The 17,407-nt window shown below is 62.5% G+C and carries 11 protein-coding genes, 2 pseudogenes and 1 other annotated feature; of the genes and pseudogenes, 3 read left to right on the top strand and 10 right to left on the bottom strand.

Annotated features, from left to right (window positions below; translation table 11 throughout):
- Positions 1–636: 636 nt before the first annotated feature.
- Positions 637–765 (bottom strand) — a sequence feature (AL1L pseudoknot).
- A 26-nt stretch (positions 766–791) separates the two neighbouring features.
- Entirely contained in the window at positions 792–986 is a 195-nt protein-coding gene (locus tag NS1_RS40555) for a hypothetical protein (protein ID WP_157125561.1), read from the bottom strand.
- Positions 987–1,244: 258 nt separating this feature from the next.
- Between NS1_RS40555 and NS1_RS34850 the strand changes: the two genes are divergently transcribed.
- Complete coding sequence (locus NS1_RS34850; RefSeq protein ID WP_169812869.1) at positions 1,245–5,306, top strand: alpha/beta hydrolase; 4,062 nt, start codon at positions 1,245–1,247, stop codon at positions 5,304–5,306.
- 1,131 nt (positions 5,307–6,437) lie between these two features.
- On the opposite strand, the gene NS1_RS40550 is transcribed toward NS1_RS34850, so the two are convergent.
- Positions 6,438–6,635: an excisionase family DNA-binding protein gene (locus NS1_RS40550; protein ID WP_157125559.1), complete on the bottom strand. Its 198-nt coding sequence runs from the start codon at positions 6,633–6,635 to the stop codon at positions 6,438–6,440.
- A 450-nt stretch (positions 6,636–7,085) separates the two neighbouring features.
- Here NS1_RS40550 and NS1_RS40545 point away from each other — a divergent pair, with 450 nt between their 5' ends.
- Positions 7,086–7,949 carry a PASTA domain-containing protein gene (locus NS1_RS40545; protein ID WP_062991471.1) on the top strand — a complete coding sequence of 288 codons (864 nt, stop codon included), beginning with the start codon at positions 7,086–7,088 and terminating at the stop codon, positions 7,947–7,949.
- A gap of 262 nt (positions 7,950–8,211) precedes the next feature.
- Here NS1_RS40545 and NS1_RS34840 read toward each other — a convergent pair whose 3' ends face one another.
- The 5 genes from NS1_RS34840 to NS1_RS34825 form a co-directional block, all read right to left on the bottom strand.
- Entirely contained in the window at positions 8,212–8,532 is a 321-nt protein-coding gene (locus tag NS1_RS34840) for a hypothetical protein (RefSeq protein WP_062991469.1), read from the bottom strand.
- Between the two features lie 9 nt (positions 8,533–8,541).
- Entirely contained in the window at positions 8,542–8,940 is a 399-nt protein-coding gene (locus NS1_RS39600; RefSeq protein ID WP_084504742.1) for a DUF4279 domain-containing protein, read from the bottom strand.
- The gene (locus NS1_RS42045; protein ID WP_062991467.1) at positions 8,937–9,983 is read right to left on the bottom strand and encodes an alcohol dehydrogenase catalytic domain-containing protein; all 1,047 of its coding nucleotides are present in this window, start codon (positions 9,981–9,983) and stop codon (positions 8,937–8,939) included. The genes NS1_RS39600 and NS1_RS42045 overlap by 4 nt, the downstream gene beginning before the upstream one ends.
- A 94-nt stretch (positions 9,984–10,077) precedes the next feature.
- Positions 10,078–11,160 (bottom strand): acyl-CoA dehydrogenase family protein, encoded by a 1,083-nt coding sequence (locus NS1_RS34830; protein ID WP_062991465.1) that lies wholly within the window; start codon positions 11,158–11,160, stop codon positions 10,078–10,080.
- A 23-nt stretch (positions 11,161–11,183) separates the two neighbouring features.
- Positions 11,184–12,365, bottom strand: coding sequence for an acyl-CoA dehydrogenase family protein (locus NS1_RS34825; protein ID WP_062991463.1), 1,182 nt, complete (start codon positions 12,363–12,365; stop codon positions 11,184–11,186).
- 614 nt (positions 12,366–12,979) lie between these two features.
- On the opposite strand from NS1_RS34825, the gene NS1_RS34820 reads away from it, so the two are divergent.
- On the top strand, positions 12,980–13,630 hold the full coding sequence (locus NS1_RS34820; RefSeq protein ID WP_157125558.1) for a helix-turn-helix transcriptional regulator: 651 nt from the start codon (positions 12,980–12,982) through the stop codon (positions 13,628–13,630).
- Positions 13,631–14,215: 585 nt separating this feature from the next.
- Here the strand turns inward: NS1_RS34820 and NS1_RS42310 are convergent.
- From NS1_RS42310 to NS1_RS41395, 3 genes and pseudogenes are all read right to left on the bottom strand, one after another.
- Positions 14,216–15,370, bottom strand: coding sequence for an acyl-CoA dehydrogenase family protein (locus tag NS1_RS42310; protein WP_307620435.1), 1,155 nt, complete (start codon positions 15,368–15,370; stop codon positions 14,216–14,218).
- A gap of 87 nt (positions 15,371–15,457) precedes the next feature.
- Positions 15,458–16,552, bottom strand: a pseudogene (locus NS1_RS42305) (acyl-CoA dehydrogenase family protein); the annotation flags it as partial.
- A gap of 627 nt (positions 16,553–17,179) precedes the next feature.
- Positions 17,180–17,407 (bottom strand): annotated as a pseudogene (locus NS1_RS41395) (hypothetical protein); the annotation flags it as partial.

The raw sequence follows: 17,407 nt of genomic DNA, 5'->3' as shown, positions 1-17,407 counted from the left end.
AGCAAGCCTGCCATCACTGCGAGCGCCTAGCACGGTCGTAGGGACTTCCGTGCAATCTGGCCGCGACTTACAAGTGGCACTCAGATCAGCGGTCTCGTCGCTGAACAGGATCGCTGCTCATCCTGCGACATCGTTCCCGACAAGGCTTAAGGAACTTGCCGCTGTCGAAAAGGCTTCGCAGCGAGATTTGTCAGCGCGGCGCATGGTGAGATGGACGCCGAACCATCTGGTGAAGTGCTGCAACGCAGTCGTCTTCAGTGACCGGCAAGCGATGAAATCTGACCGGGTGGCCGATGGTGGTAGTCCACGGGCCGAATCTTTCTGCTCGCGAGTTAGCGGTTTGACCGGGGAAATCGACGTAGGCCAGCATGCCCAGCGGGAGGGGCGCTGGTTGTAGATGCCCAGGGTAGGCGTTGATCTGGAACAGGTCTTCCCTGCGACACCGACGGGCTGACCAGACGCTTGTCTGCTATCGACGATTGCCCACGGGTGCCGTACTGGGCCGATGACGAGGTCGGGGTATAGCCGTCCCGGATCGCGCATGATCCGATCGACGGTGCAGGAGGCCACCTGGTGGCCGCGGCGAGGTGATATCGCCGGCGATGTAGGTCTGCGGCGTGCTTTGCGGTAAGTCTCTGGCGCGAACTGGATTCGGTACGCCGAGAGCGCACCACAGATCGACTCGACGCCACAGGCCTGACGGTATTCGTCGATGAAACCGATGATCAACGGTGTCGCGGGTCGAGTTCCCGCGCGAAGAAAGCCGACGCCGACTTCAGAATCTCGTTGGCCTACTCAAGGTCTCGTACTTCCTTGCGGAGCTTGGCCAGCTCCTCACGCTCCGCCGCAGCCAGTCCACCCGCCGACTCCTTGCCCGGCCGAGACCCTTCGGCCATGGCCTTCATCACCCGCACCCGCAACGTCTCGTATGCACATCGACCAGCGGGCTGATCGCCCTGCGGCGGCATACGGGGGCTTGAACTCATCGAGGCGCTCCAAGACCAACCGAACGGCCTTCTCACGAACCTCGGGGGATAGCACTTCGGCATGACGGTGACCGACTTCCTCAAGAAGACAAGTCGGCCCCAAATCCGTGACGGTTCAGTCTGCTCGGTTCTGTCCACACCCACTAGCGCGACGCTGGTACGGTCGAACGCGCGGGAATGTTTGATCTGCGTACGCCTGGGAGGGAGCCGCGGATGAGGGGTCAGTTTCTGGGTTTCGGCGCACTGCGGAGGTCGGAGATGACGGATCTGTTCGCGGTGCACACCGCCGAGCATCCCGTTCTCGACGTGGTCTTCATCCACGGCTTGGATGGCAACGGCCGGACCACCTGGCAACGCGACGGTGCCGAATCGTTCTGGCCGAACTGGCTGGCCCGAGACGTCGACGACATCTCTGTGTGGTCGATCAACTACAACGCCGGATCGACCAAATGGCGACGCGGGCGCGGTATGGCGATACAAGACCGCGCCGTCAACCTGATGGTGCAGATGCAGAACCACCGCCTCGGTGAGCGCGGGCTGTGTTTCATCACCCACAGCATGGGCGGATTGCTGGTCAAGGAGATTCTCCTGCACGCCGCCGAGAGCCGGACCGAGTTCGCCGAGTTCGCCACCGCCGCCGAAGGAGTGGTGTTTCTGTCGACCCCGCACACGGGAGCCGCGGTGGCGAACGCGCTGCGTGTGCTGCCGTATCGTCGGAGCGCGGCTGCAAAGGCGCTGACTCGCAACGATCCGTACCTACGTCATCTCAATGACAGGTATCGGGACTGGGCGACGGACTCCGGGATCGACAACCTGGTGTTCTACGAAACGCTAGCGACCAAGACGGTGCGGGTCGTCGATGAGGCCTCGGCGAATCCGGGGATCCCGCTCGTGAGGCCGATCCCCATCGACGCCAACCACATCGACATCGGCAAACCGGCTGGTCGCAGCGCCCCTATGTATGGCCGCGTCCTGCGATTCGTCTCCGGTATTCGTGACGGACTCAGCGCTACCGAGGGCCCTGCGCCACCGAACGAACTACTCGCCCGCGTACGAGATACTTCGTCGGCTGCTCGCCCAAGTCTCGCGCCGGAAGTGCTGCCCAACATTGACCGTTTGGCCGATCTTACTGGCAAATTCCACCAGCTTGTCCAGGATATTCCGACCCCGCTGGTGCTGATCGGCGACGGTGGCCTCGGCAAGAGTGTCCTTCTCGGGCAGATCTGCGACGAGATCAACGCCCTGGGCAATGACAGCGGGGTGATCCTGCTGCCGTGCAACAGGATTCCTGCCTCAACGCCGCTGGACTCCGTGGCACAGATCGACCTGGCGCTCGGGGCCGTTGCCGTCGACCGACGTGACGCGCCGCCCCTGAGTGAACTGCTCACACGGCTGGACGCGACAGCCTCCACGTACATCCTCATCGATACGATCGATCTCATCGTCCGTGACGACAATGCCGACGCTGTCGGTGCTGTCTTGCGTGAGCTCGCCGACTCTCGTCGAGTGGTGTGGTCGTGCCGTGATCTCGAATGGCACACCTATTTGCGGGCAATCCCCGGGATCAACGAGTCGCAGTACCGCATGCCTTTGCTGGAAGCCGCGCACATCGAGGCGTGGGCGCGCGCCTACGCCGCAACGAAAACCGATCTTGCGGCAGGAGTTGCGGAATCGTTCATCGACAGCTTGGTAGGGGCGGACAGTTCGCCTCGGGTTCGGGAGGTGTGCAATACCCCGCTGCGACTCGCGATGGCCTGTGAGGTCTACATCGGCGATGGGGGAATCCCCGAGGACCTCAGCGTGACCGAGCTGTACGAACGATACTGGGACAAGTGCATCGCCAGCGACCGACGGGGGCTGGGACCACGCAGTCTGCTCGCGCGTCGGCAGGATAGCGCCGCCGACTCCCTCGCGGGTGAGATCTGGAATGAGAGCATCGCTCGCTTTGCCCTGTCGGTCACCGGTGACTCTGTGGTCGACGATGAAGCGATGAACCTGCTGTTGAGCGAGGCCGTGGTCATTCCGCTCGGTGGACGGTTCGGATTCTTCCACCAGACGTTTGGCGAGTACGCGGTCGCTCGCCGTCTACGTCGGGTGGGTGACCAGCCGGACTTCGCCAAGTTGAGATCGGGGTTGCAGAATTCGAAAGTCCCCGCGTACTGGCCGATTGCTCGACACCTGGTCATGCTCGACATGGACGATGAGCGCTATGCGCAAGTCTGCGCGGCGATTCCGCTGAGCGAGGTGGAAGGCGGGAAACTACAACTACTCGGTGCATTCAACCGTAGGTCGATCAATGATGTCACCGCAGTCGCCGAAGGCATCCGCGACATCTCACTCGAACTGCTCGTGTCGAACGCCTCGGTCCTGACTCTCGCCCCGCAGGAGTGCCTCCGCACGGCCATGCAGGTGTTGATCGAATGTGTAGGCGCCCTTGAGAAGTCGATGGCGGATGGGGACAGCAGACAGCGCGGCAACGAAAAGTCGCTCTCACCGGTGGTGGTCGCGGCAGGCGAATTGCAACGGCAATTCCGCATCGCTGAACAGCGGGCCGCGGCGATCGGCGACATGCTCGACGCGATCATCTCTTGTGGTGCCGTCATGACCGAAGCGGCAACAGCGTCGGTGATGCGGCGTTTCGTAGGCGATGTCTTGCAAGAAGCGGCGACCGATCAGATCGCAGACGAGCTGGTGCTGCGCTACCGATCTCTGCTTCCCGCGACACAGCGCGAGATCATTCGTGCTGTCGCGGCCGGGCGGCTAGATTCTGGGCGAGACCGTCAGCTTCTGCTGGCGGCACGGGAATTTCCCTGTCCCGAACGTAGCGTCGACGATCTCACGGCAGTCCTGCTACGGGCATGGCCGGACTCCGGGTTTCGGCAGCGGATGGGCTGGTCGACCTGGCGCGACATTCTGGAATCCAGGATGCTCACGAGGTGGGAATCATGTCAGATTCGCGTGGTTGCCGATCTGTGCCGAGACCAGGAGACCGCCGAGGCAGTGCTTGAGGTGGCAACGCGCGGAATTGTCGATGACGACATCAGCGACCGCTACATCAACATCGCCAAGTTCATCGCCGACGATCACCGCGATTCGGCCATCCGGACGGTGCTGGACCTGCCCGCCGAGCTGACAACCACTGCGATCGGCGTCGCGTGCGAGATCGTCACTCACACAGCTGATCTGCTGCCTTCGGAATATGAGCGGCAGCAAGTGATTGCCCAGCTTCTCAGCTGGATCTCTATCGTTCCCCGAACCGTATGGCCGGCGACGATCAAAGCGGCCGGAACGCATCATCGGTTGCTGGATGAACGCATCGCCGCGCTCGCGGAATACTGTGCGCAGGTCGGCAACGCGACGGTGATTGGCAGCTCGGTCGACACCTTCCTGAATACACTGGCCGCGAGCCCCGCCACGCTCTCGGTCTATGCGGACAGGCTGCGCGCGATGTGCGGCGGCTCCGATATTCCAAACCGGTGTCGGCGTGCTCGATTGGACGGGCTGACCTGTCTGACTTCGAGCCCAGAACGTCAACGAATCCGGACACACATTGCTGATCCCAGCGCTCGAGTCGCCTCGAGTGCCGCGACGGCGGTGGCCTTCGCCGTGAATGCCGCTCCTGCCACCGCGCTCGACGAACACCTCGGAATCTGGCTCTTCGGCCTGCTCGACTCGCCCTATCAGAACACCAAGCAAACGATCGCAGAGGTACTGCACACAGTCGCGGATCAGATCGCCTGGACGGCGCGATCTGCGGAGGCAGCCGCTGATCTGCTGCAGGATTCACTGCCACGTGGCGACGACCCGCAGGCGGCGAGAGCATTGGTCACGCTACTCGCCGACATCAGCAGATCGAGCCCGCTCGAGCCGGCCCTCGCTGTCAGAGTTGTTCGTTCGTTGCGTAGTAACGTTCTCGACTTGCTTCCGGCCTCGGTTCCACAACAACGTCGGCGGCACCTCCCGGCAATCTACGGGATCTACAAGCTGTCGCTGACAGCCCTCGCGATACCGCACATGCCTCTCGCTGAGGTTCACAAGCTGGTCCTGGATGACCTTGTCACCATCGACGTAGGTGAGATCGCTGGACGTTCGGAACGACCCCTGGCAGACCTTCTCACCAGGCTCGCACGTATCGACGCACAGTTCCTAACACAGCTCGAAGAGATCTGGGAGCTGACCTCGGCGGCCAACAAGGGCGCGATCGGCAAGTGCATGAAGAACATCGAAGTTGGGACTGCGGGGACGCGCAGTATGGGCTTGGCCCGGCGTCCCGACTGTCCCTCGGCGGTTGCCGCCATGATCCACCGGACCTTCGGGTGATCAGCATGGCAATTCCTCGACTGGTAAGTCACTGCCGCTGACCGCGCGTTCTGTCCGGTGACAGATGCAACCTGCATGTCATCGGCTCTCACCATGTCCCTCACAAGTCAGCGGTGTAATGTGGGCGCTTCGACCGGCGTCGGAGGGACGGTCGACTGTTGTCGAGGGCACAACCCGGCTGCATCGCTGACGGTGTGGCTTACCTCGAAAGTGCCGTGTCGGTCGAGGTTCTCGCGTCAAGGATGGGTGCGGTCACGCGCAATTTCGTCTGGGCTCTGTTGCCCCTGGTCGTCGACTCTTCCCTGCTCCGGGTAGAGGCAGCTCAGTGGTGGCGGGCGAGTTGAAGGAGGGCACCCGCAGGAGTCATCCACTGGTGCTATGAAGGCTTTGCTTGTGGGGCTCTCTCGTGTTTCCGGTTGGCGCCGCGCGCCGTGCAATATACGTGCAATAGTGCAGCCCAATGTTGCCTATCGGTGCGTACATCTGCGTGATCGCGATGGAGGGTAAATTTCCTGGTAAATGCCGGTTTTTCGAGGTGGGAGCTGGTTGCGAGCTCCTGATGTCTGCCGGTTCGAAACCAGCTGGGACCACCAGAAAGTGCAGGTCAGGGCCGTTATGGCGATGGCCGTGCAATATACGTGCAATAGCGTCGGGGTTTAGACGCTGACGTGCGGGTCCCTGAGAGCGCTTGACGGGACCGGTGATGTGTGGTGCCCGTCACAATAGCTGCCGACTGCCCACTCCTAGTGGTGTGTCGATGCTGGGCAACTTCAGCCGACGAACGGCGCGGCTCAGCGCGACTGAGTGACGAAATGCAGTGTGTCCCAACATAGTCCGTCGGATCTGCTACATCGCTGCGTTGATGTCTTCGATTGCTATGCGGATCTGTTCTCGGAATCCTGCGTCAGGCGTCGGTGAGCCGCCTCGACGTGCTGGCCGCAAGCCGTCGTGGGGTCTGCTGGCTTGAAACCAGCTGGGACCACAGAAAAACGGCAGGTCAGAGCCCTAACGGCGACGGGCTGCCGTTTCGTTGAATATCGACCCGGAATTGGGTCGCGGAGACCCCGTACGGGGGTTCGGAGCTGGACTGACCAGAGCCGTGACTGTGATGCTCGTCATGGAATGGCGTGGTCAGTTGATAGGCCGCATGGCGGCGTCGATGTCTTCGATTGCGACTCGTATCTGGCCGCGGAACCGGTATGCGGGAAGCGAGCCGTCGGCGATCATCCGGCGGATGGTGTCTGCGCTGACGCCGGCTCGTTCGGCGGCGAACTTTATCGACACGTAGCGGCTCGGGTTCGGAGTCCTCGTCGGGCTACGTCTGGGCATGGCCCGTAAACCTCGTCCGGCTGCTGGGTTCGCCCAATCTGCAGGAGTTGGCGAAGCTGCCGCGGGTGGTAGCAGCGAAGGCGCTGTACTTCGTGGCCCTTGAGGGCTTTGGTACGGACTTCTCGAGGGAGTGCGTTGTGGGACTTGCGGAATGTACATCGGGCACCCTGTTCGGTTGGCCCGATCAGTGACTCGTCCGCCTCCAGGAAACCTGATGATGAGCGTCCCGCCAGGAGAAAAGTCCAGATCCGCATCCGAAGGGCTCCGCGATGTCCTCGACTAGCACCGACATCAGTCGACGGGGTCGGTGAGGTGATCGACTGGCACGCAGTTCGGCGCGAAGCGGGCCAGTACCGGCGCTCCGGAAGGCGGTGCAACGGGTCGAGACGATGGCCAAGGTCGCGGCTCAGTGTCTGCGCTGTTCCCGATCGTGGCGCGTAGCGTCCGGGTGTGAGCAGGTTCGTCCTTCAGATCCGCCGCGTGAGCGGCGCCCGTGCTGTTCTGCCTGCGTGGGAGCGATGGGCTGCCTACGACTTCCTGGCGTTCTTCCTCTTGGGCGTGATCGCCTCTCCCCTCGGGGAAGTCGGTTGGTCGGGAACCTCGCTGTATCTCGGGCTGGCGTTGATCCCGATCATCTATCTGAGCGTGGCCACCGCCAACGCCACACGACCCCGAGGCCACGGTGCCTATCGGCGCGCCCCGCGCAGCCAGCGCCAGACTATCGGTGTCGTCGGCGCGGCCCTGGCTTCGTTTCTGCTGATCATCGGGCCTACCGCTGTGGCCGAACTGACCGCACGGCCGCGTTCCCCTGACACTCCGATGCCTGAGGTGATCGGGATGGAACTTCGGGAAGCCGAACTGATTCTCGACGAGGTCGACCTGAGGGTGAAGACCGGCGACGCCACCGGCGCCGACCGTAACATCTGGACACGCGGCAATTGGGTTGTTGTCTCCCAGTCCATCCCGGCAGGCCAGCCCCTCGACAACAGCGAACATGTCGAACTCGGCATCGTCAAACATGGTGAGCAACCACGCACGAACGCTCCCCAGCCCGCGCAGGCCACGGAGACGACCACAGCACCCAGCAGTGCTGTGCCCGTGTTCGCCGTACGTGATGTGTGCACGATGATCGATCCAACTGCTCTGCGTGAGGCGCAGGTGGCGCGTGCGGCGTCGGCGATCCGCCAGCCCACCAGCAGCTCGGCACTGTCTGCCAGCCGCCAGATCGTCCTCCCGCCCCAGTGGCCGACCGGCTGTCCGGCACCATGTCGGGGTCCTCGTCGAGTCGTTTGCGCAGCCCGTATGACGATGTGACCACGAAGCGGAATTGTCTTTCCTGCACTTGCATGTTCGATCAGCCAGAGGGCAGCCTCATGTTGGATCTGGCATGTCGATGTCTCCGCCCTCATTCGAATAGAATTGCGGTGAGGATCCTGAATTTGAGGTCAGAAGATAATTTCTCTATTGCAGCAACACATCTGAACCGCAGATTGTACCGGTGGGTTGAAGCCGAGACCGCTGGCTATCGATTGCATGTTCGCTCGTCAAGGTAATTCTACGAATGCATTCACGGAGCCTATGCTGTTGTGCGCGGCCCGGTTTTGATCTGCAGCGGCATTCCGGTTGAGGCAAGGCGGTACAGAAGCTGGCGATCGAAGTGCATAGAAGGAAAGCTTCTGTCTGCTAACTCGGCTTCGACCAGAATTTCGCCGCCTGAGTCGCTGTATGTCGTCACCGACCCGGCAGCGCTCAATTCATCGAGGAACGAATCGACCGCGTCCTCCAGGCTCCAGGTCCTGTCGATCCGATAGTAATGCGCCTCATTTGCATTATCTTCGTCAATTCCGATTAATTCAATGCGAATTACCGGAGTTCGGTCGTCTTGCTCATCAATCATCAAATGCTCCTAGATGACATCGATATCGAGCGAAAGTCCAGAGGGCGCTAGGAATGCGAGCGTCGCAGGCGACAAGGTGACTGCAGGCCAGCAGTTCATAGGAGCATCGACCGCAACGGTCAGGCAGCCTGATATCTCCTGGTCGGAGAGAACGTACCGTAGCTGCTCGCTGACCTGTGCGAGTTGCCCTATAGCCTGGTCTATCTTCTCGTCAACCTGTCCGACGCCGGCCGCTAGTCGGAGAACCCAGCCATCGGAACTCCTACGTAGTTTGGGTGCGGCTCCCTGCTGTCCGGAGCGCCATTGATCGGACGGCGCGAGGCCGAGTGTCGTGGTCACCTCGTTTGGGTCGAATGCGCCGGTAAATCGTAGAGAGACAGCTACTTCGACAAGCTCCTTAACTGTCATTGCAATCTTATTCCCGTCGGGTCGCCTGGGCCTTTGCCGCCTTTTGGCTTAATGTACACGTTTCCCTTTCCGTCTTTGTAGAGATCGTATCGCGACGGCGGGTCCGGTTTTACGTCATGTGGGTCATGACCGCGAGATTTCAGTTCCATAATGTCTTTGTCTGTCAGGATCTTATCCTGCGCGGGATTCCGTGTCCGTTCCTCCGTGCTATCCCAGACTGGTTCGTCATCGGCTGCTTCGTCGGCCGCGATGTATACCGCCATGCCCGCGATCGCACCCACCGCTGCGCTCAGTCCAGCTTGGGTGAGATCGGGGATGGCGGTGAAGCCACCGCTGGCCACCCCGATGGTGATGACCGCGCCGACGGCGGTGACCATGCGGCTCACCGTGACGGTGTTCTTGATGATCACCGCCGTGGATTCCACGATCTCGATGGTGACCGCAGTCCCGCCCGCACCGGCGGCGACCGCACCGACGCCGGCGGTCAGAAAGGCCGCGACGCCGACGATGACCGCAGTCATCACGATGGCTGCGCCGATCTCGACCGCGGCGGCAGCGACCTGTTTGCCGATGTCCTCGCGCATGGTCGACAGCGCGTCGTTGTGTTCGGTCAGTGGCGTGACGATGCCCTTGGCTGCGTCGGCGAGTAGTTTGGCGGCCTGTTCAAGGGTGGCAAGCTTTTCGTCGATGGCGATGCTGTCGGGGATCTTCAGCACGAAGTCCTCGGTCACGACCATTCGACTCGAATAGCCGCCCTGAGTGATCCGCTCGTCCGCGCCGATGGAACCGTACGTGGCGGTGTGGCCGGCCAGGCAATACTGTTCGGCGCCCTTGCGGCAATTGGCGCAGGTGCGGCACGAATCCAGGACGCAGCCGACGCCTACCCGATCACCAACCCGATGTTTGGTGACCGCCGTGCCGCTCGCGCTCACGATCTCCGCGATCTCATGCCCCGGGCACAGTGGATAGGTTCGCGGACCCCAATCGCCGCGGACGATATGGATATCGGAATGGCAGATACCGCAGTACTCGATGTCGATCACGACATCGAGTGGCCCCGGATCGCGCCGTTCGGTGACGGTCCTGAGTGGTCGGTTGCCGAGTCGGCGGCGTAGGCGCTGACGTTTCCCATACTGTTCAGGGTTTCGTCGCGCCGGACAGCGCACCGGCGAGTTTGCGCAGCTGCGAGGTGGCTCCGCCGCGGGCGAATTCGGTGCGCTTGGCGGCCACGAAGTACCGATGTACAGGGTACTCCAGAAAGATCCCGATACTGGCGTGGATATGGATCGTGGTGTGGGCGACGCGATGACCGGCTTCCGAGGCCCAGAACTTGGCGGTGGCGATTTCCGCGTCCGCGGGGAGATCCTCGGATTCACGCCACGCGGCCTGCCACAGCGTCAGGCGAACCGCTTCGACGTCGACATACGCGTCGGCCAGGCGCTGACGCACGGCCTGGAACGATCCAATGGGCTTGTCGAATTGCTTTCGTGCCCTAGCGTATTCGCTCGTCAGCTCCAGCGAGCGTTCGACCACGCCGAGCTGGTAGGCGCAAGCGGCCACGGTGGCGCGGCGGTGCGCCCAGGCCGCACTGCGGTCGCCCGGGGTGCCCAGCACGCCCGCGTTGTCGATCTCGATGCCGTCCAGTTCGAGCAGCGCGGCGTCCGTGCCATCGACGACATGTTGGGTACTGACGTGGACGCCCTCGGTCGCGCGGTCGATGATCAGCAGTATCGAGCCGTCCGCGGTGATCGCCTCGACCAGGAACGCGTCCGCGAAAGCGCCGGCGGGAACCGCGCTTTGGGATCCGTTGACCCGCCAGCCGTTCGCGGTTCGCTCGGCCGCGAACGCGTCATCCTCGGTTGCCAGTGCCGGTGCGAGGGTGGCGGCGCCGCTGGCGACCGGTTCGACCCAGCGTCGCACCTGGGCCTCGTCGCCGAAGCGAGCGATGGTGCTGGCCGCGACCGCGATGCTGGTCAGGTAGGGGACCGGGGCAACCGTTCGGCCGATCTCGATGAGCACGCCGCACTGTTCGAGCAGACCGAAACCGCCTCCGACGGGTTCGGGCAGTGCCGCATCGAGCAGGCCGACCTGGGCCGTCGCCTGCCACAGCGCCGAGTCGAAACCGGTGCCGCCGGGGTTGTTCTTATCGGTCCAATCGGTGAACAGGTCGCGGGCCAGACCCGAAAGATCGTGCTGCGCTTCGGAGAAGGTGAAGTCCATGGGTATCGATTTCCTCGGGTAGATCAGCGGGTTACGGGCAGATCCAGTGCGGTCTTGGCGATGATGTCGCGTTGGACCTCGTTCGTACCGCCGCCGAAGGTCAGAATCAGCGACGAACGATGGAAACGTTCGATCCGGCCCTGGAGTAACGCCCGCGGGGAGTTTCTCCGTATGACCGCTGCGGAGCCCAGCACCTCCATGAGCAATCGGTATGCCTCGGTCGCCAATTCGGTGCCGAACACCTTGGTGGCCGAGGCATCTGCGGGCTTGAGATCGCCGGAATCGGCCGCCCAGGCGATACGCCAGTTACGCAGCTTGAGGTACTCGACGTGGGCGTGTACCCGCGCGAGATGGATCTGCACCCACTCGGCGTCGATCACCCGCGTACCGTCCGCGCGCGTGGTGTGCTCCGCCCATTCCCAGACCTGTCGCAATGACTCCTGAAGTGGCGCGGCCGAAGTCAGCGCCACGCGTTCTTGATTGAGCTGATTGGTGATCAACGGCCAGCCGCCGTTCAATTCGCCGAAGACATTGGCCGCGGGCACCCGCACGTTGTCGTAGAAGGTCGCGCTCGTGCCGGGCCCCGCCATGGTGTGGATCTTGCTCCACGAGAACCCCTCCGCCGCGGTCGGCACGATCAGGATGGACACCCCGCGATGCCTGCTCGCCTCCGGGTCGGTGCGTGCGGCCAGCCAGATGTAGTCGGCGTATTCGATCAGGCTGGTCCAGGCCTTCTCGCCATTGATGACGTAATCGTCACCGTCGCCCACCGCCCGCGTCCGCAGCGATGCCAGATCGGTCCCGGCTTCCGGCTCGGAATAGCCGATGGAGAAGTGCAACTCGCCCTTGGCGATTTTCGGCAGGAAGAACGCCTTCTGCTCATCGGTACCGAAACGCATGATCGTCGGGCCGACCGTGTTCACCGTCAGGAACGGTACCGGAACGCCTGCGAAGGCAGCCTCGTCGGTGAAGATCAGCTGATCGATCATCGGCCGGTTCTGGCCGCCGAACTCCTCCGGCCAGCCCAGGACCAGCCACCCGTCGTGGCCCAGCCTCCGGACGACCTCCTTGAACATGCTCGCGTCGCCGTACTCGCCGCCAGGCCCGGCCAGGGCTTCTCGCACCTCGGGAGTCATGAGCTCGGCGAAATACGCACGCAGCTGCTTGCGCAAGCGTTCCTGATCATCGGTGAAACTGATGTGCATAGGTCTTTCGATCTCCTCCGTCGACGTGCCCCGCGGTCCGCCACCATCGAGCGCAGCGGAGATGCCACTACAGTGAAACTAGAACGCGTTTCACTCGAGGTGAAGGGTTCGCGCGCGCAGGAAGGTGTCACGGATTTGGCATCGACATGCCAACGGCAACTGGAAGTGAGCGGCGCGGATCCTGCCGCATCTCGGGTGGCGAAATTGAATTTTCTTGTGCGCGTATATAATTACGCCACGATGCTTCTATGCTTCGACACGTTGACAGTGAATCCCGATCACCAGTTGGTGCGCCCGGAACGGCTGAGTGGCCGTAAGCCACTCGATTCACAGAATCCGGCTCCGCACTGGCATGGGACCGAAGGATCCGGCAATCTGTACTCGGGCAAGACTGATCCCAGGGGTGGGCGATGATCGAACACGACATACTCGAGCCGGTATGGGCGGCGCGTGAACAGGCAGCGGAGAGCGTCAACGATGTAGGCGGGCTCCTAGCCGAGTCGCGCAGACTGCTCGACCGTGCGATAGCCGAGCATCGCGGCGGAGATCGCGGTCGAACAGGCGATATCGTTCGGTTTCGTCCAGATGGCGATTGGGAGCACAATCTTTCGCAGATGCTGCAGCGGGTGCGCAAGGAAGCGGTGCTCGCGGTGTCCAGCCCCCTACGCATGCAACCGCGGTATCTGACTGGTACCCAGCTGATCTCGGACCACCTGGCGAAGGGCAAACAGTTCAGGCTGCTGTACTCGCCCCACTTCGCCGAAACACGACGTGACGACAAGTTGCTCGGGCCGCAGGTCGCGCTACAAGCGCAGATCAAGGTGACCAACGCTGACTTTCACAATATGGTCATCATCGATAGACGGGCCGGGGCAATCTGGGGCGGCGCGGGTGGACAGCGACCGTACGGGTTCATGATCGCCGACCCTGGCCTGCTTCGAGTCATTCACCAACTCGCCACCAGCACCTGGGACTCGGCGCCTGCGTTCTCGACTTATTTGAGCCTCTGCCGCAGGGAATTCGACGAAACGACCTTGACGGTGCTGCGAGCACTCGACCTCGGCCTCAAGGACGAAGCCGCAGCCCGCAGATTAGGCGTATCCCTGCGTACCTATCGGCGATACGTCGCCGACATCATGACCAGGCTCGGTGTCACAACGAGATTCCAAATCGGAGCCCGTGCAACCGAACTGGGCCTGATATCGCCCCACCGCGGACTATCGCCCGATCCGCTTCTAGCCGTGCGAGCTAGCGGCGAAGTGTGAGCTTCCTTGGTGTCGAGCCGTTGTTGAGATCCGATTTATGACGGATTGAATGGATTCAACCGGAGAGCGACCACGGATCACGGTGGGTAGTGTGCTCGCTCCCCGCAATACCTTGCCGTCGATTCCCGAAAGTGCACTCCGGGCAGCACATTCGACGAACACCTCCACTCCGGTGCCGTGCAGGTGTCGCAGTGCGGCGCCGAATCGCACCGGGAGTACGAGATGGCTGGCTAGAAGGTCGGCCACCTCGTCATCGTCGTTATAGAGCCGTCCGAGAATCGGTGAGAACACCGCGCGCCGCAGCGTGCATCGAGAAAGGTTGGTGTTGGTCTCCAGTCGCTGACGGAAGTCTTCGGCGACGGATGCGAGCAGGGGCTGTGGAACGGGTATGGAGAGGGGATTCGGCTACCGGACAGACCGGCCTCGCGGACAATCGTCTCCACTCGGGACAGTGCCTCCAGCGGACCTGACAGGGCAGTCTGGTGTGAACCACTCTCGACCGCGACGACGAGGCTGTCGCACTCCATGAGGTCGACCAGAGCTCTCGCCCGCAACGACGTTCTCCGGAGTGTGGGGTGATCCCGCTCATCGCGGCACCCGCGGCAGGCCGAGTCCGTTCGCAGCGATCAATTCGCGCTGGATCTCGTTGACACCACCGCCGAAGGTCAAAACCAGATTGCGCTTCGCCTGAATATCGAGCCAGGCTGCCAATTCCGCGGTGGCGGGCTCGGCGAGGTCGCCGTGGCGGCCCACGACCTGTTCCAGTCGTTCGTACAGCCGCTGAATCCGCTCCGATCCGAATACCTTTGTGGCCGAGGCGTCGGCGATGTCGACCTGGGCGCTGGATTCGGCGGCCGCGACCTGCCAGTTGAGCAGTTCGTTGATGCCCTCGGTCGCACGAGTCTCGATCAATGCGGATCGCACGTCCGTGGCATCGAGCAGGTCGTGTGCGGCGGCCCAGGTGTATACGTGGTCGTACAGTCCGCCGATCCGACCGGAGGGGCCGAGCATCACGCGTTCGTGGTTGAGCTGGGCGGTGATCAGTCGCCAACCTTGATTCTCCACTCCGACCAGCATATTCGCCGGAACGCGGACATCTGAGTAGTAGGTGGCATCGACATGGTGTGCACCGTCGCAGGTGATGATCGGCGTCCAACTGAATCCCGGATCGCGGGTGTCGACGATGAGGATCGAAATGCCCTTGTGCTTGGGTGCATCTGGATCGGTGCGCACAGCGAGCCAGATGTAGTCGGCGGCGTGCCCGCCAGTGGTGAAGGTCTTCTGGCCATTCACGACGAAGTAGTCGCCTTCGCGGACCGCGATGGTGCGCAGGGATGCGAGATCGGTGCCGTTGTCTGGTTCGGAGTAGCCGATGGCGAAATGGAGTTCCCCGCAAAGGATCTTGGGTAGGAAGAACGACTTCTGCTCGTCTGTCCCGAAGGTTTGCAGGGTCGGTCCGACTGTCTGCAACGTGACCGAGGGCAATTGCACGTCGGCGCGTGCGGCCTCGTTGACGAAGATGTGCTGTTCGATCGGTCCGAAACCATGCCCGCCGAATTCCTTCGGCCAGCCGACGCCGAGCCAGCCGTCGTGACCCATCCGGCGGACGATTTCACGGTAGACGGTGCCGTGTCGATCGATGGTGGTCGTTGCCCGTTCGTCAGCGGTCATCAGTTGGGCAAAGTACGTTCGCAACTCCTCCTGCAACGCTTGCTGAGAAGCGTTGAGCGCGAAGAACATTCCTTCACTCGTTGAGGACTCCGCGGGGATCCGACTCGGGGGCGGATCGATACCGAGGTGTTGGAGGGCATGCTCGGATCCGCCGAGAAATCGCACCGCATCTTTGAGTGTGGAGTAGTGCAGGTGGAGCGGATAGGTGATGTCGGCGCCGATACCACCGTGGAGGTGGTGGCAGATTCGTACGGCCGTCAGCGCTTCTGCTGTTAGCCAGTATCCTGCGAGGGCGAGATGCTGTTCCGAATCCAAGCCGGCAGACAACTGCCAATTCCCCGACAGAGCGGCCAAATGTGTTGTCCGGGAAGCGATATAGACGTCCGCGATCTGCTGTGAAACCGCTTGAAAGGTCGCCAACGGCTTACCGAATTGCTGTCGATGCCTGACGTGTTCGGTGGTCAAACGGAGCGCTCCGGCCAGTGCTCCGTCGCCGATCGTGACCGCCCCGGCCAGCGCGTAGGTGCGGAGAGCTGCCACGGCCGCGCCGCTGAAATCATTGCCCAGCACCGCCGAATCATCGACTCGTACGCCGGAAAGGCGCATTGTGTACTCCGGCAGCCCGGTTGCGGTATGTGTGAGGACCAACTCCACCCCGTCGGCGGCCGGGTCGACCAGGAACACCGCCAATCCTTCGGATGTGTCGGCGGGCACCAGCACCCGGACTGACTGTGCTGCGAAAGGTACCGCGACTTTGTGGCCGTGTAGCTTCCAGGAGTGTTCGGTGCGGACGGCCGTCGTTCGTGGTGTGAGCGTGAGCGGTTCTCCGAGTTCGCTGGGAGCACCGGTCACCAGGCTGTCGCCTGCGGCGAGGGACGGCAGCAGTTCTGCCTGCTGTTCGACGGTGCCATGACCGGTGATCGGCAGTATGCCCAGCGCGAGTGCGGCGAGGGCGGGGACTCGCGCGCCACGAGAGGCGATTTCGTACAGCACGGCTGAAATCTCGCCAACCCCGAGGCCGTCACCGCCGAGTTCTTCCGGTAGCGCGATCGCCAGCAATCCGACCTTGGCCAGGGCGGCCCAAGCCCGTGAGTCGTATCCGAGTGACGGATCCAGATCGTCCTGGCCGGGATCGCATTCCTTCCGTAGTACATCCGCGGCCAGCTCGATAACTTCTCGCTGAACCTCATTAGGACTGAAATCCACGCTTGACTCCTCGTTCGACACTTCAACTGAACCCGGTCTCAGCATTTACGCGAGAAGGACAGCCGGCGGGTCGTCCTGGCAGCAACATGTCGTCGAAGTTCGGAATCTGTCGCTCGATGTGACCACCCGATGTCATCGGACGACGATTCGCGGCAGGTCACCGATATTCGGTGCCACCGCGATGGCGTTCGAATGAGGTGCGCTGCGTAGGCAACAGGGCACTCCGGGAAGACCCCACGGTTACCCCGCGCTTTCGCTGTCGATGGTGCGGAACCCCAGCACTATCACGATGGTCATTGGTGGCACCCGTCACGATCTCGGTGGTGGGTTCATGACCCTTGTGGCGGGCGGTGTGTAGGCGTTCGCCGGGTGGGATTCTGGCGACCAGATCGGCCCAGTCGTCGGCCATGCGGTGCCATGCGGTGTGTATGCGTTCGTCGGAGATGTCGGCGCCGGAGTGCAACAGGTGGTCGGCATGTGCGTGGCAGGCGGCCATACGGTCGACGACACCCCAGCGCCATTGGTGGCAATCGGTGCGCGCAGCACGACCGGCCAGGTTGTCTGTGTGGCCAGCTATCGATTGCTGCAATCAGTTCGCTTCTACGGCAATCGATCTCGGCGGCTCTGGCGGGTTATTCGCGGCGATCGTGGTGGAGTGCGCTTGGCGTGTGCTCAGGCCGGAACAACGTCCGCGCCTTCGTATATCGACAGGCGGATGGCGGCCAGTACGAGCGAGCGCTGTGGTAGGCGCAGTCGTCCTGGTGTGGGTTCGCAGGCCCAATGCCAGCCGAAAAGATCGTCGGAGCGGGGCAGCATGACACGGGTTCCAGGCTGTGGAACAGTGATGCCCTGAAACTCCAATTGGCGCTGAATTGGGTGGGGCACAGTGTGATACGGAAT

The organism is Nocardia salmonicida NBRC 13393 (assembly GCF_001613085.1).
GTDB lineage: Bacteria > Actinomycetota > Actinomycetes > Mycobacteriales > Mycobacteriaceae > Nocardia > Nocardia salmonicida.
This window is presented reverse-complemented; position numbering and strand designations above follow the sequence as displayed.